This is a genomic window from Pseudomonas paraversuta (genome assembly GCF_904063065.1).
GTDB classification, from domain to species: Bacteria; Pseudomonadota; Gammaproteobacteria; order Pseudomonadales; family Pseudomonadaceae; genus Aquipseudomonas; species Aquipseudomonas paraversuta.
Genome location: NZ_CAJFCL010000001.1, coordinates 626,536 through 647,939 on the forward strand (window position 1 = coordinate 626,536; position 21,404 = coordinate 647,939).

The 21,404-nt window shown below is 58.9% G+C and carries 19 protein-coding genes; 8 read left to right on the forward strand and 11 right to left on the reverse strand.

The annotated features are described in order from the left end of the window. Positions 1 to 12: 12 nt before the first annotated feature. The 6 genes from JQ845_RS02935 to mreB form a co-directional block, all read right to left on the reverse strand. Positions 13 to 3,825, reverse strand: coding sequence for a YhdP family protein (locus JQ845_RS02935; protein ID WP_203008173.1), 3,813 nt, complete (start codon positions 3,823 to 3,825; stop codon positions 13 to 15). 72 nt (positions 3,826 to 3,897) lie between these two features. Then, entirely contained in the window at positions 3,898 to 5,355 is a 1,458-nt protein-coding gene (rng, locus tag JQ845_RS02940) for a ribonuclease G (protein WP_060781831.1), read from the reverse strand. Positions 5,356 to 5,411: 56 nt separating this feature from the next. Further along, entirely contained in the window at positions 5,412 to 6,017 is a 606-nt protein-coding gene (locus JQ845_RS02945) for a Maf family protein (protein ID WP_003439861.1), read from the reverse strand. A 52-nt stretch (positions 6,018 to 6,069) separates the two neighbouring features. Further along, positions 6,070 to 6,558, reverse strand: a complete 489-nt coding sequence (gene mreD / locus JQ845_RS02950) for a rod shape-determining protein MreD (RefSeq protein ID WP_003439859.1) — start codon at positions 6,556 to 6,558, stop codon at positions 6,070 to 6,072. Further along, positions 6,558 to 7,631, reverse strand: a complete 1,074-nt coding sequence (gene mreC / locus JQ845_RS02955; RefSeq protein ID WP_083912782.1) for a rod shape-determining protein MreC — start codon at positions 7,629 to 7,631, stop codon at positions 6,558 to 6,560. The genes mreD and mreC overlap by 1 nt, the downstream gene beginning before the upstream one ends. A gap of 144 nt (positions 7,632 to 7,775) precedes the next feature. Beyond that, positions 7,776 to 8,813, reverse strand: coding sequence for a rod shape-determining protein MreB (gene mreB, locus JQ845_RS02960; protein WP_003439856.1), 1,038 nt, complete (start codon positions 8,811 to 8,813; stop codon positions 7,776 to 7,778). 210 nt (positions 8,814 to 9,023) lie between these two features. Between mreB and gatC the strand changes: the two genes are divergently transcribed. The 5 genes from gatC (at position 9,024) to JQ845_RS02985 (ending at position 13,867) form a co-directional block, all read left to right on the forward strand. Then, positions 9,024 to 9,311 (forward strand): Asp-tRNA(Asn)/Glu-tRNA(Gln) amidotransferase subunit GatC, encoded by a 288-nt coding sequence (gatC, locus tag JQ845_RS02965; protein ID WP_003439854.1) that lies wholly within the window; start codon positions 9,024 to 9,026, stop codon positions 9,309 to 9,311. A 15-nt stretch (positions 9,312 to 9,326) separates the two neighbouring features. Beyond that, positions 9,327 to 10,778 carry an Asp-tRNA(Asn)/Glu-tRNA(Gln) amidotransferase subunit GatA gene (gatA, locus tag JQ845_RS02970; protein ID WP_003439853.1) on the forward strand — a complete coding sequence of 484 codons (1,452 nt, stop codon included), beginning with the start codon at positions 9,327 to 9,329 and terminating at the stop codon, positions 10,776 to 10,778. A gap of 10 nt (positions 10,779 to 10,788) precedes the next feature. Then, positions 10,789 to 12,234, forward strand: a complete 1,446-nt coding sequence (gatB, locus tag JQ845_RS02975) for an Asp-tRNA(Asn)/Glu-tRNA(Gln) amidotransferase subunit GatB (RefSeq protein ID WP_003439852.1) — start codon at positions 10,789 to 10,791, stop codon at positions 12,232 to 12,234. A 171-nt stretch (positions 12,235 to 12,405) separates the two neighbouring features. Next, positions 12,406 to 12,777: a septal ring lytic transglycosylase RlpA family protein gene (locus JQ845_RS02980; RefSeq protein WP_003439851.1), complete on the forward strand. Its 372-nt coding sequence runs from the start codon at positions 12,406 to 12,408 to the stop codon at positions 12,775 to 12,777. 49 nt (positions 12,778 to 12,826) lie between these two features. Further along, positions 12,827 to 13,867: a calcium/sodium antiporter gene (locus tag JQ845_RS02985; protein WP_003439850.1), complete on the forward strand. Its 1,041-nt coding sequence runs from the start codon at positions 12,827 to 12,829 to the stop codon at positions 13,865 to 13,867. A gap of 26 nt (positions 13,868 to 13,893) precedes the next feature. Here the strand turns inward: JQ845_RS02985 and JQ845_RS02990 are convergent, their stop codons facing one another. From JQ845_RS02990 to JQ845_RS03000, 3 genes are all read right to left on the reverse strand, one after another. Beyond that, a complete protein-coding gene (locus JQ845_RS02990; protein ID WP_203008176.1) occupies positions 13,894 to 14,835 on the reverse strand; it encodes an AEC family transporter in 942 nt (313 codons plus the stop codon). A 79-nt stretch (positions 14,836 to 14,914) separates the two neighbouring features. Further along, positions 14,915 to 15,388: a WbuC family cupin fold metalloprotein gene (locus tag JQ845_RS02995; RefSeq protein ID WP_127196065.1), complete on the reverse strand. Its 474-nt coding sequence runs from the start codon at positions 15,386 to 15,388 to the stop codon at positions 14,915 to 14,917. Positions 15,389 to 15,405: 17 nt separating this feature from the next. Continuing rightward, the gene (locus JQ845_RS03000) at positions 15,406 to 15,963 is read right to left on the reverse strand and encodes a hypoxanthine-guanine phosphoribosyltransferase (protein WP_003439847.1); all 558 of its coding nucleotides are present in this window, start codon (positions 15,961 to 15,963) and stop codon (positions 15,406 to 15,408) included. A 165-nt stretch (positions 15,964 to 16,128) separates the two neighbouring features. On the opposite strand from JQ845_RS03000, the gene upp reads away from it, so the two are divergent. Both upp and JQ845_RS03010 read left to right on the forward strand, forming a co-directional pair. Next, positions 16,129 to 16,767: a uracil phosphoribosyltransferase gene (gene upp / locus JQ845_RS03005; RefSeq protein WP_003439846.1), complete on the forward strand. Its 639-nt coding sequence runs from the start codon at positions 16,129 to 16,131 to the stop codon at positions 16,765 to 16,767. A 1-nt stretch (position 16,768) separates the two neighbouring features. Continuing rightward, complete coding sequence (locus JQ845_RS03010) at positions 16,769 to 18,043, forward strand: uracil-xanthine permease family protein (protein ID WP_003439829.1); 1,275 nt, start codon at positions 16,769 to 16,771, stop codon at positions 18,041 to 18,043. Positions 18,044 to 18,115: 72 nt separating this feature from the next. Here JQ845_RS03010 and hemH read toward each other — a convergent pair whose 3' ends face one another. Both hemH and JQ845_RS03020 read right to left on the reverse strand, forming a co-directional pair. Continuing rightward, complete coding sequence (hemH, locus tag JQ845_RS03015) at positions 18,116 to 19,141, reverse strand: ferrochelatase (RefSeq protein ID WP_003439827.1); 1,026 nt, start codon at positions 19,139 to 19,141, stop codon at positions 18,116 to 18,118. A 13-nt stretch (positions 19,142 to 19,154) separates the two neighbouring features. Further along, positions 19,155 to 20,057, reverse strand: coding sequence for a TIGR01777 family oxidoreductase (locus JQ845_RS03020; protein ID WP_003439826.1), 903 nt, complete (start codon positions 20,055 to 20,057; stop codon positions 19,155 to 19,157). A gap of 205 nt (positions 20,058 to 20,262) precedes the next feature. Here JQ845_RS03020 and JQ845_RS03025 point away from each other — a divergent pair, with 205 nt between their 5' ends. Continuing rightward, on the forward strand, positions 20,263 to 21,249 hold the full coding sequence (locus tag JQ845_RS03025; RefSeq protein ID WP_003439824.1) for an NAD(P)/FAD-dependent oxidoreductase: 987 nt from the start codon (positions 20,263 to 20,265) through the stop codon (positions 21,247 to 21,249). The last annotated feature ends 155 nt before the right edge of the window (positions 21,250 to 21,404 follow it).

The following is a 21,404-nucleotide window of genomic DNA, read 5'->3' on the forward strand; positions in this document are numbered from 1 at the left end:
GCCATGCTACTCCTAGTTTTTCTCAAAAGGCTTGTCGAAGGTGATCTTCGGATCGGCCCACGGGCCCTGGATGCTGTATTGCACGCTGGCGAAGCGCGACACCTGATCACCGATCAACTTGTTGAGCAAGAACATTGCTCCGCCTGCCGCCGGCCCGCCCACCAACAGCGCCGCAAGGGGCAGATTGTTGGTCACAGGCAGCGTGACCAGCAACTTGGCGTTGACCTGGTCGGTGATCATATTCAACGTGCCGCTGAGTTCAAGGTTAGTCGACGGCCCGGTCATCAGGACCGGTCTGGAGGTGCTGTAAACGCCATTTGTGGCATTCAGCACGCCTTTGACCCGGTCATAGCTCAGACCCTTGCCAAACAGATCCGAGAAGTCCAGACGCAAGCGGCGGCCGATGGCATTGAAGTTCAGCAGGCCAAAGATACGCAGCACCTGAGCGCTGCCATCGACCTCGACAAACTGACCTTTGTTCAGCGAGGCATCCAGAGTGCCCGAGAAGCGCTTGAGGCCGATCCAGGCCGGAGAGCCGGGCCAGCGCCCATCGACGTCGACATGGAAATTGTTACTGGTCACACTCGGCGCAAAGCCCCAGTTCTTCAGGACATCGGCCAGGTTGCGTCCGCCGATACGGCCTTTGTACCAACTGTTGCTGGCACCGGCTCCCCCTTCCCAACCGCCCGAGCCTTCGAGCAGCAAGCCCTTGAGCCCCAGGTTCAGATTGTTGAGGCTGATGCCGCGGTTGTTCGGCCGCACATTCAGCGACCAGGCACCCAACAAGTCAGACCCCTGATAAAGCTGGCGAATGATGATGTCCAGCGCCGGTATTTTGCGTGGATCAACCGAAGCCAGCGGGTCCGGAGCATTGTCGTCAGTCACCGCCTTGGGATCAGGCGCCGGCAGGCGAATGGTCTGCATAGTGATCACGATCGGGGCATTTTTGGCATCGGGCAAGGTCACTGCGCCGGTGGCCTGTTTGCTATTGATCTGTAAGCCCCAGGACGCCGCGCTGCGCTTCATTTGCAGACTGACCTGATCCAGTTGCGTACCAAACGCGTTCAGCTTGCCGACTTTGAAATCCGCACTGCTGAGCATCTGCTTGGCGCTGCCTCCGGGGTCCTTGCCCGCATAACGCTCGACCAGTGCCTGCCAGGGAGCAACATCCAGTTCCGACAGCACGCCGCGAATACGCAACCCTTTACCGGGTGGCAACACGGGATCGCCAGCCCCCAGAAACAACTCGCCACGACCGTCTTCGAATTTGCCGTCAGGCGCAGCGAAGGTCAGGTTTGCCAGATCACCGTAGTCAAACCAGTAACGGCGCTCGGCGCCCTGCAAGGTCATGCGAAATACACTGTTGCGGGTCTGGTTGGCGGCCAGACCGAAGGGTGCAGGCAGATCAACCACCGCCCCCTTGAGGCTGGAGCTGACCCGCAACTGGCTGTCCGCACCATCCAGGGTGAGTTGCAGTTGAAAAGGCAAATCCCCGGAGACCGGAATCGGCTGATAGAACTTGAGCCAGTCGGTGAGTTTCTTGACCCCGACCTGACCACTGGCAACAACCCGGGTACTCAGCCTGCCAGGTTTGCCATCGGCGAATATCTGCGCGGTGACCGGACGATCAAAAGCCCTGGCACTGATACCTTTGCCGCTCAAACCTTTGGCGCTGTCAAAACGGAAGTCGCCCTTGAGCTGGGTCAATTCAAGTTCGGGATTGCTCAGTTTCAAACGCGCCTTGTCGGTTTTGAAGTCCACCAGAATTTTCGGTTCGACACCTTTCTCCAGCGGGATATCAAGATCGACCCGGCCTTTGAGCGAGCCTTCGCCTTGCCAGCCGGCAAAGGTTTCAGCCGTGCCTATCGGCGCCTCCTGAAGGATTTTCAAACCGTCGCCCAGGCCACCGTCGAAGTCACCGTCCAGGTACAGATGGCTGACCTTGCCAGTCGGCACGTGGGGAATACTGACCGCGACATTGCGCACCTGGGTGTCGAGCAACTGGCCCTTGCTGGCCATGATGCGTACGCCGCTGTCTTCGATGAATACATCACCCGACACATTGCGCACATGGGGCCAGCCGGGCTGGAAATCCAGCTCGGCGCCATGAACCTTGAAGAACAGGCTGATGTTGCGCGCGGCGGCCACCGCATCGTGACTGAGCGAGCCCTGATACTGGAAGAAACCTTCGTCAACCGAGCCCTTGATGATGGCCGTACTCAGCCATTCGGTGAGCGCCGGGCTCAATACCTCAGGCAGGTATTTTGGAGTGAAGCGCCCATCACCATCGGTCAGGCCGACCCGCAGGTCCATATAGTCTTCTTCAGAGTGATCCATATGAATACGGATCAGGAAGTCAGCGGCAATCTTGCCTTCTTCCCCCAGCACTTTGATGGCAGGTGCTATCAGGGTGAAGCTGTTTTCATCCAGCTTCCACGTGAGCAAGGCGTTGGCCTGCAGGTATTGCCAGGGCCTGGCAAAAATCGGCTCCAGGTGCAGCGAGAAGTCTTTGCTGTCCAGTCGCAGCTCGCCCTTGCCCAGGTCGCCGCTGATCAATCCGCTGACATTACGTGCCGCCGGCGCACCGTGGGTGGCGTTGAAGCCCACTTGCTGCAAGTTGGCTGCGAAACTGAGCTTTTGCTCATCGGTCGCAGCGGGCCGGTAGTCGACCAGCACATTACGTAATATGCCCGTCACTTTCAGCTGGTCGATGACTTCAGCGGCGGCCTCTGGCACCGGCGCGAGGGAATCCATCAACGGGGTGATCGGGGTCAGGTCCAGATGATCGGCCTGTAGATGCCAGCGCTCCAGTTCTTTATCAGTGGCTGCGAACTGTTGCAGTTGCATGCGGGTTTCCCAGCGGCTCTTGCCCACATTCATCGCCAGCGAGTCCAGCACTACCTTGTAGCCCTGATCTGCGCGCTGAATCCAGGCACGCATTGCCAGGTCCTCAATCGCCTCAGGCTTGCGCTCTGCATAAGCACCGCGCATGGATGGCGCGTTCAAGCGCGCAACGGCACTTTGCACCGAGCCCTTGCTCCAGTTAAACCAGAATTCGCCACCGGCTTTTAGCTCAGACACTTTCCAGGGATTGATCAGGCTGGCTGGCAGCCATTTGGCCCAATCACTTTGTGGCAGGCTCAGATAAGCCTGGGCTGCACCGTCACGCCAGTGACCGGCCTGGATTTGAGTTTTGAGACTCATCGCCACAGGCTGGCCGTCAGGCAGGGTGAAGCGGGTATCGAGACGCTGATCAGAGGCACCCGCATCAAGGGTAAGCCCCACATAAGTCAGGGTCAGCGGGGCATGCTTCCAGGGTTCCAGAGTTACCTGGCTGTCGAGCAGGGACACCCGGGCAACCTGCTGCAGTTGATTGAGCAATTGCTCCGGGTCCAGCGGCTGATCGTCCTGAAGCGCAAAACCTTCAAGCGCCCAATGACCGGCCTGGTCCTGACGCAAGCTCAGTTGCAGGCCATCGAGTTGCACATGGGCGAGGCGAATGTCGCGGTTCAGCAGGCTGGCCCAGACATCGGGAACCACCTGTACCTGATCCAGACGCAGGGCACTGTTACCCTCGCCGACCATGACATCGTGGGCCAGCAGCACCGGCCCCATGCCATCCCAGCGCCCTTCAAGACTGCCAATGGTCAAGGGCACGCCCAAGGCTTCACGGGCTTTGTTCTGGACTTCCAGGCGATATTCGGCGATCAGCGGCGTGAGCTCGCGGCCCAGGCTGACGTACAACGCCGTGAGTACCAAAATCAGGGCACAGGCCCCTAATCCCCAGCGGGTCAACGCGGCAAAAAAGCGTGTCAGACGCTCCATGTCAGGCGGCCCCTTCAATGATGATCAAAGGGGCAGGAGTTAGCCCCTTTTTAATGCGGCATGCAGGATACTTCAGAGCAGCACCACGTCGTATTGTTCCTGGGAATACATGGTTTCGACCTGAAAACGGATCGTACGCCCGATAAATCCTTCCAGCTCCGCGACGTTGCCCGATTCTTCATCCAGCAAGCGGTCGACAACTTTCTGGTTAGCCAATACACGATAGCCAACAGCCTGATAAGCACGAGCTTCGCGCAGAATTTCACGGAAAATTTCGTAGCAGATAGTTTCTGCGGTTTTCAGCTTGCCGCGCCCCTGACAGCACACGCAGGGCTCGCACAGTACCTGCTCAAGGCTTTCGCGGGTGCGCTTGCGGGTCATCTGCACCAGACCCAGCTCGGTAATGCCGATGATGTTGGTCTTGGCGTGATCACGCTCGAGTTGTTTTTCGAGGGTGCGCAATACCTGACGCTGGTGCTCTTCATCTTCCATGTCGATGAAGTCGATAATGATGATGCCGCCCAGGTTGCGCAGGCGCAGTTGCCGGGCAATGGCGGTGGCAGCTTCCAGATTGGTCTTGAAGATGGTTTCTTCGAGATTGCGGTGCCCCACAAACGCACCCGTGTTGACGTCGATGGTGGTCATCGCTTCTGCCGGGTCAACCACCAGATAACCGCCGGACTTGAGCGGTACCTTGCGATCCAGTGCTTTCTGGATCTCGTCTTCGACGCCATACAAATCAAAAATCGGACGCTCGCCCGGGTAGTGCTCGAGGCGATCGGCAATTTCCGGCATCAGTTCAGCAACAAACTGCGTGGTCCGTTGAAAGGTCTCGCGGGAATCAATGCGGATTTTTTCAATCTTGGGGCTGACCAGGTCACGCAGTGTGCGCAACGCCAGGCCCAGGTCTTCATAGATCACGGTCGGGGCACCGACGGTTTTGATCTGTGCTCCGATCTGGTCCCACAGCCGCCGCAAATAACGAATATCCATCAGAATTTCATCTGCCCCGGCACCCTCGGCCGCCGTGCGCAGGATAAAACCACCGGCTTCCTTGATCCCCTCTTTGGCCACGCAATCGCTGACCACCTGTTTAAGGCGCTCACGCTCGGCTTCGTCTTCGATTTTCAACGAAATACCGACATGGGCCGTGCGCGGCATGTACACCAGATAGCGTGAAGGGATGGATAACTGGGTGGTCAGACGCGCGCCCTTGGAGGCAATCGGGTCTTTGGTGACTTGCACCACCAGGCTCTGGCCTTCATGCACCAGGGCGCTGATGCTTTCAACGGCCTGGCCTTCGCGCAGGGAAATTTCAGAAGCGTGAATAAAAGCAGCACGATCCAGACCGATATCGACAAAGGCAGCCTGCATGCCGGGCAAAACCCTGACCACCTTGCCTTTATAAATATTGCCAACAATGCCCCGGCGCTGGGTACGCTCGACATGCACCTCTTGCAGAACACCGTTCTCTACCACCGCCACGCGCGATTCCATCGGCGTGATGTTGATCAGGATCTCTTCACTCATGGCTGGGTCTCGTTCAGGCGTCATCACATTAGTGCCACGTCTCGTAGGTGCACAATTCAGTGCACGTTAAGGTTTTGCCAACAGGGTATGCCGAAATGCCCCAGCAGTTCTGCGGTTTCGCACACAGGCAACCCCACTACGCCCGAATAACTGCCATTGAGGCCTGAAACAAAGACTGCGGCCAACCCCTGGATGGCGTAACCGCCTGCTTTATCCTGAGGTTCACCGCTGGCCCAATACAGTCTGGCTTCTTGTTTGCTGATGTTTCGAAAGCTGACCCGGCTGCGTATCACGCGGGTTTCGCAGCGCTCGGCATCCATAATCGCAATGGCCGTCAGCACTTCATGCTCGCGGCCGGATAGCGCCATGAGCATAGCCATGGCATCGACCTCATCGACCGGCTTGCCGAGTATCTGGCCATCAAGTACCACAGCAGTGTCGGCGCCCAACACACAAAAAGTGCTACTGAGTATGGATTTGAGCAGCCGATCGCATCCCGCCCTGGCCTTTTCGTGCGCCAGGCGCTCGACATAGGCCGCAGGGGACTCATTCGCAAGAGGGGTTTCATCAATGGCAGCACTGATGGTGTTGAACGGCACGCCGATTTGAGTCAGTAACTCACGTCGACGTGGCGAACCGGAAGCCAGATAAAGCGAAAGCATCGTGACATCTCCCTGTCAAAGTGCACAAACCAGGAAATGGCTCGCGCTCCTGTTAATTGATTTTGAAGCGTCGGCGCAACCCGCGAAGCCCGTAACTGACCCATGGCCAGAGCAGTGCGCTGACCAGCGCAGGCAGAATCAGGGCCAGGGTCGGCTGACGGTTGCCGGTCAAAGCACTTAGCCATAACTGGGCCAGTTGGGCCAGACCGAAAATAACCAGGATCACCAGACTCTGCTGCCACATGGGGAACATCCGCAGACGCTGCTGCAGCGACAGTACGAGGAAGGTGATGAGGGTCAAAATCAGCGCGTTCTGCCCCAGCAACGTGCCGTACAGCACATCTTCGGCCAACCCCAGGCACCAGGCCGTGACCATGCCCACTTTATGCGGCATGTAGAGGGTCCAGAAAGCCAGCAGCAACGCCAGCCAGAGCGGGCGCAGGATTTCCATGAACTGCGGCATCGGTGAAATGCTGAGTAACAGGCCGATGGCGAACGTTAGCCAGATGATCCAGCCATTATTCGAACGAGTACTCGCCATTATTGCCTCTCCCGAGTCGTGGCCGGCGCAGCTGCTGGCGGGGTGGCCGCGGCGGGGGTTGGCGCTGGAACAGGTTTTTTCACGGCGTTGACCGCAGGCGCAACCGGGGTAGCAACCGGAGCAGGCGCTGGCGCAGGTACAACCACAGGCGCTGCCGGTTTGGGCACGGTTGCCGGAATGATCGGCGGCGCCTCACCGTTTTGCTCGGCCTCCTGGGCCTTGGCGGCATCGTTGGCCCGCTCTTCGGGGGTGCGACTGTCGCTGAATACCAGCAGCAAATAGCGGCTGCGGTTCAGGGCGGCGGTCGGAACGGCACGCACAATGGCGAACGGCTGACCCGAGTCGTGAATCACTTCTTTGACGGTTGCCACGGGATAGCCGGCCGGGAAACGCTGCCCCAGGCCCGAGCTGACCAGCAAATCGCCCACTTTGATATCCGCTGTATCGGCCACATGGCGCAATTCCAGACGCTCGGGATTGCCCGTACCGCTGGCGATGGCACGCAAACCGTTACGGTTCACCTGCACCGGAATACTGTGGGTGGTATCGGTCAGCAGCAAAACCCGCGAGGTGTAGGGCATCAACTCGACCACTTGCCCCATCAGGCCGCGAGCATCGAGTACCGGCTGGCCCAGCACGACGCCGTCGCGCTCACCCTTGTTGATGATGATGCGGTGGGTAAAGGGGTTCGGGTCCATGCCGATCAACTCGGCCACCTCAACCTTCTCGTTAACCAGCGCAGAAGAGTTCAACAACTCGCGCAGGCGGACGTTCTGCTCGGTCAGGGCGGCCAGCTTTTGCATGCGCCCCTGAAGCAGAAGGTTTTCGGTCTTGAGTTTCTCGTTATCCGCGACCAGTTCGGTACGACTGCCGAACTGACTGGCCACACCCTGCCACAAGCGTTGCGGCAAATCGGTGATCCAGTAGGACTGCATCAGCACCAGCGACATCTGACTGCGCACGGGTTTGAGCAATGTGAAGCGGGCATCCACTACCATTAGCGCGACCGATAGCACGACCAGCACCAACAAGCGCACGCCCAATGAGGGGCCTTTGGCGAAGAGCGGTTTAATAAGCCGCTCCTCCCAGGCAAGTGTTCAATTTATTCATACGGCTTCAAAACGGCCTGGATGAAGATTGACAGAAGATAAACGCCAAAAGGCAGCACTGCAAAGTGCTACCTTCTGGTGATAACCATGGGACTGCACCACGCGATCTTATTCGCTGGAAAGCAAGTCCATCGTGTGTTTATCCATCATTTCCAACGCACGGCCACCACCACGTGCTACGCAGGTCAGCGGGTCTTCGGCAACGATTACCGGCAGACCGGTTTCCTGGGCCAGCAACTTGTCGAGGTCACGCAGCAAGGCGCCACCACCGGTCAGTACCAGACCGCGCTCGGCGATGTCCGAAGCCAGCTCTGGCGGGGACTGTTCCAGTGCACTTTTCACGGCCTGAACGATGGTTGCCAGCGACTCTTGCAGAGCCTCGAGCACTTCGTTGGAGTTCAGGGTGAAGGCACGCGGTACACCTTCCGCCAGGTTACGGCCACGCACGTCGACTTCACGCACTTCACCGCCCGGGAAAGCCGTACCGATTTCGGTCTTGATGCGCTCGGCCGTTGATTCACCGATCAGGCTGCCGTAGTTACGGCGCACATAAGTGATGATCGCTTCGTCGAAGCGGTCGCCGCCAACCCGTACGGATTCGGCGTAAACCACACCGTTCAGGGAGATCAGCGCGATTTCAGTGGTACCACCACCGATATCGACAACCATCGAGCCGCGTGCTTCCTCAACCGGCAAGCCGGCACCGATAGCAGCTGCCATCGGCTCTTCGATCAGGAACACTTCACGGGCACCGGCACCGAGTGCCGATTCGCGGATGGCGCGACGCTCTACCTGAGTCGATTTGCAAGGTACGCAAATCAGAACCCGGGGGCTTGGCTGCAGAAAGCTGTTTTCGTGCACCTTGTTGATAAAGTACTGCAGCATTTTTTCGCAAACGCTGAAGTCGGCAATAACGCCATCTTTCATCGGACGAATGGCTGCAATATTACCCGGTGTACGGCCCAGCATGCGCTTGGCCTCGGTGCCGACAGCAACGACACTTTTCTGGTTACCGTGCGTCCGAATAGCCACAACCGATGGCTCATTCAGGACAATACCGCGCTCACGCACGTAAATCAGGGTGTTGGCAGTGCCCAGGTCGATGGAAAGATCGCTGGAAAACATGCCACGCAGTTTCTTGAACATGGGAAAGGGACCCTAGGCAACGCGTGGGTAAAAAAGTGCGGCAAACTCTAACAACGACAGGGATTTTGGGCAAGGCGCCAATATGTTAAATTGGCAGCTTTTCAGAGCACCAACCCCCACAATCGCGGCCATATGACCGTAGAAATGCGGTAGTGTTCCGACAATCTAACACACGGATAGCATCCGTCCTGTTTTCCACTGGAGAATCCCATGGCGCTTGAACGCTCCGACGTGGAAAAAATCGCTCATTTGGCCCGTCTGGGTCTCAATGATGCTGATATCCCACGCACCACCGAAGCCCTGAATAGCATTCTGGGGCTGATTGATCAGATGCAGGCTGTCGACACCACCGGTATCGAGCCTCTGGCCCACCCCCTGGAAGCCAGCCAGCGCCTGCGCGCAGACGTCGTGACTGAAAGCAATCATCGCGAGGCTTACCAGTCCATCGCACCAGCGGTCGAAAATGGCCTTTATCTGGTTCCGAAAGTCATCGAGTAAAGGGAAAGAGCCTGCATGCATCAATTGACTCTGGCCGAGATCGCCCGCGGACTCGCCGATAAAAAGTTTTCTTCCGAAGAGCTGACCAAGACCTTGCTGGCGCGTATCGCCCAGCTCGATCCTCAGCTCAACAGCTTCATCACCCTCACCGAAGACCTCGCCCTCGAGCAGGCCAAGGCCGCTGACGCACGTCGCGCCAACGGTGAAACCGGCGCACTGCTGGGCGCACCGATCGGTCACAAGGACCTGTTCTGCACCCTGGGCGTACGCACCAGCTGCGGCTCGAAGATGCTCGACAACTTCAAGGCCCCGTATGACGCCACCGTGGTCGCCAAACTGGCCGCTGCAGGCGCGGTGAGCCTGGGCAAGACCAACATGGACGAATTCGCCATGGGGTCGGCCAACGAGTCGAGCTACTACGGCGCGGTGAAAAACCCGTGGAATCTGGAGCACGTGCCAGGGGGTTCGTCGGGAGGTTCGGCTGCGGCCGTTGCCGCTCGGCTGCTGCCTGCTGCAACGGGCACAGATACCGGCGGTTCGATCCGCCAGCCGGCCGCCCTGACCAACCTCACCGGCCTGAAACCTACCTACGGACGGGTTTCGCGCTGGGGCATGATCGCCTACGCCTCCAGTCTCGACCAGGGCGGCCCGCTGGCCCGCACTGCAGAAGACTGCGCCATCCTGTTGCAGGGCATGGCCGGTTTTGATCCGCAGGACTCCACCAGCATCGACGAACCCGTGCCGGACTACAGCGCCAGCCTCAACGGTTCGCTGCAGGGCCTGCGCATCGGCGTGCCGAAAGAGTATTTCAGCGAAGGCCTGGACCCGCGTATCGCGCAGCTGATCCACACCAGCATCAAAGAGCTCGAAAAGCTGGGTGCCGTGATCAAGCACATCAGCCTGCCCAACATGCAGCACGCCATTCCTGCGTACTACGTGATCGCCCCTGCCGAGGCCTCTTCCAACCTGTCGCGTTTTGACGGCGTGCGCTTCGGCCACCGCTGCGAAGACCCGAAAGACCTCACCGACCTGTACAAGCGTTCACGCGCCGAAGGCTTTGGCCCGGAAGTACAGCGCCGGATCCTGGTAGGTGCCTACGCCCTGTCGGCTGGCTACTACGACGCTTACTACCTGCAAGCGCAGAAAATCCGTCGTCTGATCAAAAACGACTTCATGACTGCGTTCAATGAAGTCGACATCATCCTCGGCCCGACCACACCTAACCCGGCCTGGAAAATCGGCGCTAAAAACAGCGACCCGGTTTCTGCCTACCTGGAAGACGTGTACACCATCACCGCCAACCTCGCGGGCCTGCCGGGCCTGTCGATGCCGGCCGGTTTTGTCGATGGCCTGCCAGTCGGCGTGCAGTTGCTTGCGCCCTACTTCCAGGAAGGTCGCTTGCTCAACGTCGCGCACCAGTACCAGTTGAATACCGACTGGCATCTGCGCTCACCTGCCGGCTTCTGAGGAGAAACACATGCAATGGGAAGTTGTGATCGGGCTGGAAATTCATTCTCAGCTCGCCACCCAATCGAAGATTTTCTCCGGTAGCGCCACCACCTTTGGTGCCGAACCGAACACCCAGGCCAGCCTGGTTGATCTGGGCATGCCTGGCGTATTGCCGGTGCTGAACCAGGAAGCCGTGCGCATGGCCGTCATGTTTGGCCTGGCGGTTGATGCCGAAATCGTTCAGCACAACGTGTTTGCCCGCAAAAACTACTTCTACCCCGACCTGCCCAAGGGCTACCAGATCAGCCAGATGGAGTTGCCGATCGTCGGCATGGGCCATCTGGACATCACTCTGGAAGACGGCACCGTCAAACGTGTCGGCATCACCCGCGCGCACCTGGAAGAAGACGCGGGCAAAAGCCTGCACGAAGACTTCAGCGGCTCCACCGGCATCGACCTGAACCGTGCCGGTACGCCCCTGCTCGAAATCGTTTCCGAGCCGGACATGCGTAGCGCCAAGGAAGCCGTAGCCTACGTCAAGGCGATGCACGCCCTGGTGCGCTACCTGGGCATCTGCGACGGCAACATGGCCGAAGGTTCGCTGCGTTGCGACTGCAACGTGTCGATTCGCCCGGTTGGCCAGGCTGAGTTCGGTACCCGCTGCGAGATCAAAAACGTCAACTCGTTCCGCTTTATCGAAAAAGCCATCAACAGCGAAGTACGACGTCAGATCGAGCTGATCGAAGACGGCGGCAAGGTGATTCAGCAAACGCGCCTGTATGACCCGAACAAGGACGAAACCCGCGCCATGCGCAGCAAGGAGGAAGCCAACGACTACCGTTACTTCCCCGATCCGGACCTGCTGCCGGTGGTCATCGAAGATTCGTTCATCGAAGACGTGCGCGCCACCCTGCCGGAACTGCCACCGCAAAAGCGCGAGCGCTTCCAGTCGCAGTTCGGCCTTTCCGCTTATGACGCCAGCGTACTGGCTTCGAGCCGTGAACAGGCCGACTACTTCGAGAAAGTGGTAAACATCGCCGGCGACGCCAAACTGGCGGCCAACTGGGTCATGGTTGAACTGGGCAGCCTGCTCAACAAGCAAAGCCTGGATATCGACCAGTCGCCGGTCAGCGCCGAGCAACTGGGTGGCATGTTGCTGCGCATCACCGACAACACCATCTCCGGAAAAATCGCCAAGGTGGTGTTCGAAGCCATGGCCAATGGTGAAGGCAGCGCCGACGAAGTGATCGACAAGCGCGGTCTCAAGCAAGTGACCGACAGCGGCGCGATCGAGAAGGTGCTGGACGACGTGCTGGCGGCCAACGCAGAACAGGTCGAACAATACCGCGCGGCCGATGAAGCCAAACGCGGCAAGATGTTCGGCTTTTTCGTGGGCCAGGCGATGAAAGCTTCCAAAGGCAAAGCCAACCCGCAACAGGTCAACGAACTGCTCAAAAGCAAGCTCGAAGGCTAAGCAACAATCCCGCGGGAGATCTGTTGACCCCGGATCTCCCGCGGGAGCTGGCTTGCCAGCGATTCAGACAAAGCGACTGGTCCATTGAACGGAGACGATGTCATTGCTGGCAAGCCAGCCCCCCACAGGATTTGGGTAACCCCACACACCCCGCAATAAAAGGATTCCCCCATGAAGCGGCTACTCGGCGCCTGCGCCCTGCTCAGCTTGCTCGCCGGCTGTGCCAGCCATGACATAGACCCCCGCGGCTATGACAAAACCGGCATTGCCTCCTATTACGGCGCCCGCCATCACGGCAAACTGACCGCCAGCGGCGAGCCCTTCAACCAGCATGGTCTCACCGCCGCCCACCCCGGCCTGCGATTCGGCACCCGGGTACTGGTCACCAACCTTGGCAACAACAAGTCTGTCATCGTGCGCATCAATGATCGCGGACCCCATACCCGGGGCCGGCTGATCGATCTTTCACGCCAGGCGGCAAAACAGTTGGGTATGCTGAGCAGCGGTACAGCCAAAGTCAGGGTTCAAGGCTTGAGCGATTAATTGAGGAGTGCCGGACATTTTAGGGTTGAACGCATTATCACCGTGGAGCTTGCTGCAACTGCTCTGCGGCCTTGTTTTACTGATTGCTGGCGCCGAACTGCTGGTGCGCTGCGCCATGCGTATAGCCGCCAATCTGAAAGTGCGCCCATTGCTGATCGGCTTGACGGTGGTCGCCCTGGGCAGCAGCGCGCCGCAAATGACCGTCAGCCTGCAAGCCGCGCTCAATGACACCCCGGACATTGCCGTCGGCAGCGTCATCGGCAGCAATATCTTCAATATTCTGGTCACTCTCGGCCTCTCGGCACTGATTATTCCACTGCGCGTGTCACGCCAGCTGGTGCGCCTGGACATTCCACTGATGATCCTGGCCAGCGGTCTGGTGTTCGCCCTGGCCCTGAACAGGCAACTCGACCGCCTGGATGGCGTCATATTGCTCTGCGGCCTGCTGGTCTATTTCGGTCTGCTGCTGCGCCAGTCACGCCACAGCGGCCATCATCACGCCAGCCACGACCTGCCCCGCACTTCAAGCCTGCGCAACGGCCTGCAAATGCTTGCCGCCCTGGTCTTGCTGGGTCTGGCCGGGCACCTGCTGCTGGGCGCAGCGGTCGATATTGCCACCGAGTGGGGACTGTCCGAACGCATCATCGGCCTGACCATCATTGCTGTCAGCACCTCGCTGCCACAACTGGCCACCTCGCTGATCGCAGCCCTGCGCGGCCAGCGCGAGATTGCCGTCGGCAACGTGATCGGCAGTAACGTCTTCAACCTGCTGGGTGTGCTCGGCCTCACGGCGCTTGTGGCACCGGAGCCCCTGTCGGTCTCGCCCAATGCCCTGACGTTCGACCTGCCGGTCATGCTGGGCGTCGCGGCGCTGTGCCTGCCCGTGTTCTATACCGGATACCGCGTCACCCGCGGCGAAGGCATATTGCTTCTGGCGCTGTACCTGGCTTACGGACTGCACGTGGTGTCCTTTACTACCGGCATGCCCCTGGCCGGCAGGCTCGAGCACCTGATGCTGTTTTATGTCTTGCCGGCGCTGCTGGTGTTTCTGCTGCTCAGCACCTTGCGCGCCTGGCGTCGACAACACTGAGCCACGCTGTGACCACCCGGGGGTGGCTAGATCCAGCCGCCCCACTGCAACACAAAGATCCCGATATTGGTGGTGATCGCAGCCATCAGGGTGGTGATCACGATAATCGCGGCTGCCAGTTCATGATTGCCGTTGGCCGCCCGGGCCATGACATAGCTGGCGGCAGCTGTGGGGCTGGCAAAGTACAGAAACAAAGTCCCCAGCTCGGCCCCCCGGAAACCACAAAGCCAGGCGCCCAGCGTGGTCAGTAATGGCAGGCTGACCATTTTCACCAGGCTTGCACTCAGCGCCAGGTCACCACTTTTACGCAAACTCGCCAACGACAGCGTGCCGCCGATACATATAAGCGCCAGCGGCAAGGTCATCGACGCCAGATACTCACCCGAGGTCAGCAGCCAATGGGGCAGGCCGATCTTGAACGCGGCAAAAGGGGCTGCCACCAGCACGCTGATGATCAGCGGGTTCTTGAACACGCTTTTACAGATGCTCCAGGGATCGGACTTGATCACCGGTCTGTACACCGCCAGCACGATGGTCGACAAGGTGTTGTAGAGCAGAATCACCAGGGCCGCGAGCACTGCCCCCAGGGAGATACCGTAATCGCCATACATGCTGGCCGCCAGGGCCAGGCCGATGACCGCGTTGTTGCCGCGAAACGCGCCCTGAGTGTAGATACCCCGCTCAGCACGAGGGCAACGCCAGATCGACCAGCCCCAGGCCAGGGCAAAACTGGCCAGCGTCGCTACGGTGAAATAGCCGAGTACCTTGGGCTGCAAGGCGGCCCTGAGATCGGCATGCAAAATACCCAGAAACAACAACGCCGGCATGGTGACGTTGAACACCAGTGCCGACGCAGTGTGGATAAAGTTGTCATTGATCCAGCCCACGCGCTTGAGCACAACGCCCAGAAACAGCATGGCAAACACGGGAGCCGTGATAGAGAGTGTCTGAAGGAAAATAGCCAGCATATCGAGTCAGCCTGGTGGCGATCGGGAGGAAGATCGTATGCGGAATCAGACGTTTAGTTAGCCAGCGTCAACCCGCAGTTTAATCAAATTGCGCACGCATCCAGCAATGATACTCGGCCACTGCAGGCTCACCCTCGCGAGGAGCCCAGGGTGCCAGCTCGCCGTCTCCAACCGGCCGATAAGGCCCGGCTTTGCACTCGAACATCAGGCTGTCGTCCTCAAGCACCACCAGCCCATGAAAAATACCTGCTGGCAGATCGACCCCCAGACTCCCGCCTCCGGCTTGCAATACGCGCTTGTCGAGCACCCGACCTTCTTCATCGAAAATCAGGACGCCAAGCGTGCCCTTTAGTACCAGCAGGGTCTCAGCCTTGTCGCTGCCCAGGTGCCGGTGCGGCGGAACATAGGTGGAGGGTTGCAGCCCCACCACCATGCGATGGCAGGCCTCTTCCATCTGATGCAAGTTGTGATGCTGGCGACCACGGGGGTTGCCGGCAGCTTTCTCTGCCAGGTCGTTGAAGAGCGATTGATCGAGAAAGCTGGGGCGGGTCATGGTTTCAACGTCCTTTATTACATGTCTTTGACGGCATAAATCCCGGCGGCATTGCGCCAGTATCCCTTGTAGTCCATGCCATAACCGAAGAGGTAGCGGTCAATGCATGGCAGACCCGCGTAATTGGCTTTCAGGTCCGGGCGCGCCTTGCGCTGATGGTCCTTGTCGATCAGCACCGCCGTATGCACCTGACGGGCACCTGCGTGTTTGCAGAACTCGACGATGGCACTCAGGGTGTGACCTTCATCGAGGATGTCATCAATGATCAGAACATGACGGTCAATGAACGACACTTCTGGCTTGGCCTTCCAGAACAGATCGCCGCCAGTGGTCTCATTGCGATAGCGCGTCGCGTGCAGGTAAGACGCTTCAAGCGGGAACTTCAGGTGGGTGAGCAACTTGCCCGCAAAAATCAGGCCGCCATTCATCACACAAAATACTACTGGATTGGTCTCGGCCATTTCGGCCGTGATTTGCGCGCCAACGCGGGCAATGGCTGCCTCGACTTCAGCTTCGGTGTACAGGCAGTCAGCCTCTCGCATGATTTGACGGATATGCTCGAGATCAGCAGACATGACGCTCTCCAGGGGGGTTGTGCAAGAAAAGCGGGCAAAGGTACGCACCCGCATGGCTCAGATCAAGTATTTATGGACTAACGTGCAGTAATGTTTAGTAGGACATCACCCCGTATTAGATTAATCTAGGCCGCTTTTTTTGCCTGCCCACGGAGCCTTTCCCCCATGCCCATTCGCGAGATACGCCACCCGCTGATTCGTCACAAGCTCGGCCTTATGCGCCGCGCAGACATTAGCACGAAGAACTTCCGCGAGCTTGCTCAGGAAGTAGGCGCGTTGCTGACCTATGAAGCCACCAAAGACCTGACCCTCGAAACCTACGAGATTGAAGGCTGGTGCGGCACTGTTAAAGTTGAAAAAATCGCCGGCAAGAAAATTACCGTCGTCCCGATCCTGCGTGCCGGCATTGGCATGCTCGAAGGTGTACTGAGCCTGATTCCGGGCGCCAAAGTCAGCGCAGTCGGTGTAGCCCGTAACGAAGAAACCCTTCAGGCCCACACCTACCTGGAAAAACTGGTACCGGAAATCAACGAACGTCTGGCGATGATCATCGACCCGATGCTGGCCACCGGTGCATCCATGGTTGCCACCATTGATCTGCTGAAGAAAGCCGGCTGCAAAGAAATCCGCGCCATGGTGCTGGTTGCCGCGCCAGAAGGCATTGCCACTGTAGAAGCCGCTCACCCGGACGTCGTCATCTACACCGCCTCCATCGATGAGCGTCTGAACGAACACGGTTACATCATTCCTGGCCTGGGCGATGCTGGCGACAAGATCTTCGGCACCAAGCAAAAGGACGCATAACATGCAGGACGAGTTCAACGACCCGCTCTGGCGCCAGATCATATCTGGCGCGCAGATGCTCTTCGTGGCCTTTGGCGCGTTGGTCCTGATGCCTTTGATTACCGGCCTCGACCCTAACGTCGCGCTGTTCACCGCGGGTCTCGGGACTCTGTTGTTCCAGATCGTGACCCGGCGCCAGGTGCCGGTTTTTCTGGCTTCAAGCTTTGCGTTCATTACCCCGATCATTCTCGCCAAAGGCCAGTTCGGCCTTGCCGCGACCATGGGCGGCGTGATGGCAGCAGGCTTCGTGTACACCTTCCTCGGTTTCGCGGTAAAGCTCAAAGGCACCGGTTTTATTGACCGCCTGCTGCCTCCCGTAGTGATTGGTCCGGTGATCATCTCGATTGGTCTGGCAATGGCCCCGATTGCAGCGCACATGGCCATGGGCCGCGCTGAAGATGGCACCGAGCTGATCCACTACCAGACCGCCATGCTGATCTCGATGCCAGCCCTGCTGACCACCCTGATCGTAGCCGTGTTCGGTAAAGGCATTTTCCGCCTGGTGCCGATCATTGCCGGCGTGCTGGTGGGATTCTCGATGGCGTTTTACTTTGGCGTAGTGGACACGGCCAAGATTGCCGCCGCCCCATGGTTTGCCCTGCCGCACTTCACTGCTCCCGAGTTCAACTGGCAGGCGATTCTGTTTATCGTCCCCGTGGCCCTGGCCCCGGCCATTGAACACATCGGCGGAGTGATTGCCGTGGGCAGCGTGACCGGCCGCGACTATCTGAAAAAGCCCGGCCTGCATCGCACCCTGTTCGGTGACGGCATCGCCACCACCGCTGCCGGCCTGCTTGGCGGTCCGCCCAACACCACCTACGCCGAAGTGACCGGCGCAGTGATGCTGACCAAGAACTACAACCCGAAAATAATGACCTGGGCGGCGATTTTCGCCATTAGCCTGGCATTTGTCGGCAAGTTCGGCGCACTGCTGCAAAGCATTCCAGTGCCGGTGATGGGCGGGATTCTATGCCTGTTGTTCGGTTCAATTGCTGCGGTCGGGATGAACACCCTGATTCGCCATCAGGTCGATCTGAGCGAAGCCCGCAACCTGGTGATTGTTTCGGTGACCCTGGTGTTCGGTATCGGCGGAGTGCTGATTGGCACCGGCATGGGCCCGGAAGACTTCGGCCTCAAGGGCATCGCCCTGTGTGCCATCGTCGCCATTGCGCTGAATCTGTTGTTGCCGGGCAATGACAGCTGGAAACACAAGAAAGGTGACGGGCCGGTTATCTAAATCGGCAAGTCCCCCAGGATCCTGTGGAAGCCTGGCCTGCCAGGCTTCCACAAGGTATCTGCAAGCGGAGTTTTACAGCGCCAGCGGCGCCCGCTCACACAAGGTATTCAACGCTGCCGCCCACTCAGGGTTGTCATTCAGGCACGGTACCAGCACCAGCTCCTCGCCCCCCGCCGCAATAAACTGCTCGCGACCGCGATCGCCGATTTCTTCCAGCGTTTCAATGCAATCCGCCACAAACGCCGGGCACATGACCAGAATCTTCTTCACTCCGTCTTTGGCCAGAGCGTCCAGCCGTGCCTCGGTATAGGGTTCGATCCACTTGGCCCGGCCCAGTCGGGACTGGAACGCCACCGACCATTTGCCCGCCGGCAACCCCGCGCGATCGGCAAACTCCTGGGCCGTACGCAAGCACTGCGCCCGGTAGCAGGTTGCCAATACTGCCGGCGAAGCATTCTGGCAGCAGTCAGCATTTTTGAAGCAGTGATTACCGGTCGGATCGAGTTTATGCAGATGGCGCTCGGGCAAACCGTGAAAACTGAGCAGTAAATGATCGTAATCCTGCTCCAGATGCGGCCGGGTACTCGCCACCAATGCGTCTAGGTATTCGGGCTGATCGTAAAACGGCTGCACGATGGAGAGTTGAATGCCCAGCTTTGCGGCTTTGATCACCCGCTTGGCTTCTGCAATCACGGTGGTGACCGTACTGTCGGCAAACTGTGGATACAACGGTGCCAGGGTGACCTTGTGAATGCCCTTGGCCGCCAGACGTGTGAGCACGGTTTCAATGGACGGTTCGCCATAGCGCATTGCCAGTTCTACCGGCCCCTTGGTCCACTCCTTGCTCATCGCCTGCTGCAGGCGACGGCTGAGCACCACCAGCGGCGAGCCTTCATCCCACCAGATGGAGGCATAGGCATGGGCCGATTGTTCGGGGCGCTTGACCAGAATCAGTGACACGATCAGGCGGCGCAATGGCCACGGCATGTCGATCACATACGGGTCCATCAGAAACTGGTTCAGGTAGCTGCGTACATCGGCTACCGAAGTAGACGCGGGCGAACCCAGGTTAACCAGTAATAGTGCGTGCTCGGTCATGCAACATCCTATTTCAGAGGCGGGCGGACAGATCATCCAGGGCCGCACGCAAATCGGTGAACTGAAAAGTGAAACCGGCTGCCAGCAATTTGGCCGGCGTGGCCCGTTGGCCGCCCAGCAATAACTGTGACAATTCGCCCAGACCAACGCGCAAGGCAAAGGCGGGAACGGGAATGAACGCCGGACGGTGCAACACGCTGCCCAGGGTTTTGGCGAACTCAAGGTTGCGTACCGGATGCGGCGCGCAGGCATTATAAGGACCCGACGCGGCATTCTCATGCACAAGAAAATCAATCAGGGCAATTTGGTCATTGATATGAATCCATGGCATCCATTGCCGACCATTACCTATCGGCCCGCCCAACGCCAGTTTGAAAGGCAATAACAGGCGCGACAAAAAGCCGCCCTCGGCCGCCAGCACCAGGCCGGTACGCACCAGCACCACACGAATGCCCAAGGCCTGTGCGCGTTGCGCGGTTTCCTCCCAGGCAATACACAAATGGCTGGCGAAGTCTTCGCTCACCGGAGGCGACTCTTCGGTCAACTCGCGCTCACCCCCATCGCCATACCAGCCCACTGCCGAACCGGACACCAGCACCGACGGTTTTTGTTCGCGGCTGGCCAGCCAGGTCACCAGGGTTTCCGTCAGCGTAATCCGGCTGCCCCACAACAACGCCTTGCGCTTGCGTGTCCATGGCCGATCGGCAATCGGCGCGCCGGCAAGGTTGATCAGCGCATCAATCGGCTCCTGGCCAAGTTCTTCAAGTGTGGCGACGCCTCTTACGCCGGCACCGCACAATTCGCTCACGCGATCAGGGCGACGACTCCACACGCTCAGGCGATGACCTTGCGCCAGCCAGTGACGGCAAAGCTGGCGCCCGATCAAGCCTGTACCGCCGGTCAGCAAAATGTGCATGAGTTGATCCTCGCTGGGAGTTTTATCGGGTGCACTGGTCTATTTTTAAAGAAATTCCCATTTCTTCGGGCCGCATGCTTCATAAAGAATAGGCTAGGCTGGCCCGGCAAGCGCACTAAAACTTATACTAATAAATTAATTTGTACAGATATTGGCGGCATCGTAGTTTGTGCAGCTGACTGGGCAAATAGGGATTGAGGCCAATATGACTGTACCTATCGCAATTATCGGGGCCGGCATCGCCGGATTGTCTGCCGCAAGGGCACTGCACAAGGCCGGGCACACTGTGCATCTGTTCGATAAAAGCCGCGGCAGCGGCGGACGCATGTCGAGCAAGCGCAGTGATGCGGGATCACTGGATCTTGGAGCCCAGTATTTCACTGCCCGCGATCGCCGCTTTGTCGATGAGGTCCAGCAGTGGCAAGCCCTGGGCTGGGCTGCTGAATGGGAACCTCATCTGTACAACCACAAGAACGGCCAGCTCACACCGTCACCGGACGAACAGACCCGCTGGGTAGGCAGCCCGCGCATGAGCGCGATTACCCGCGGCATGCTCGGCCATTTCAAGGTTGAGTTTGCATGCCGTATTACTGACTTGATACGCGGTGAAAAACACTGGCACCTGCTGGATGCCGACGAGGTCAGTCACGGCCCCTACAGCCATGTGATAGTGGCAACGCCGGCACCTCAGGCAACCGCCCTGCTTGCTTGTGCGCCCAAACTGGCAAGCACCGCGGCCGGAGTGAAAATGGACCCGACCTGGGCCGTCGCCCTGGCTTTCGATACGCCCCTGGAAACCAAAATGGATGGCTGCTTCGTGCAAGACAGCCCGCTGGACTGGCTAGCCCGCAACAGCAGTAAACCGGGGCGTGAGCACAAGCCCGACACCTGGGTGCTGCATGCCACCAGCGCCTGGAGCAGGCAAAACCTGGATCTGTCCAAAGAAGCAGTCATCGAGCACTTGCACGGTGCCTTTGCTGAACTGATGCACTTCCCCATGCCTGCGCCGATCTTCAGTCTGGCCCACCGCTGGCTCTATGCCCGGCCTTCCACCGCCCATGAATGGGGAGCACTGACCGATGCCGATCTGGGGCTTTATGCCTGTGGCGACTGGTGCCTGTCAGGCCGGGTCGAAGGCGCGTGGCTCAGTGGCCAGGAGGCAGCCCGGCGCTTGATCGAGCACCTCGAATAAAGCCCAGGGCAGGCGTATAGCCTCTGTAAGAGCGAGCTTGCTGGCGATCTTTTAAAAACGGCTCGCTCCTGTAGAAGCCCCAAATACTTGTACAAGATAATTGACTTGTACAAGGCAAAGCCTAAGATGAAACCAGGTTGTACATCGCTACAAAG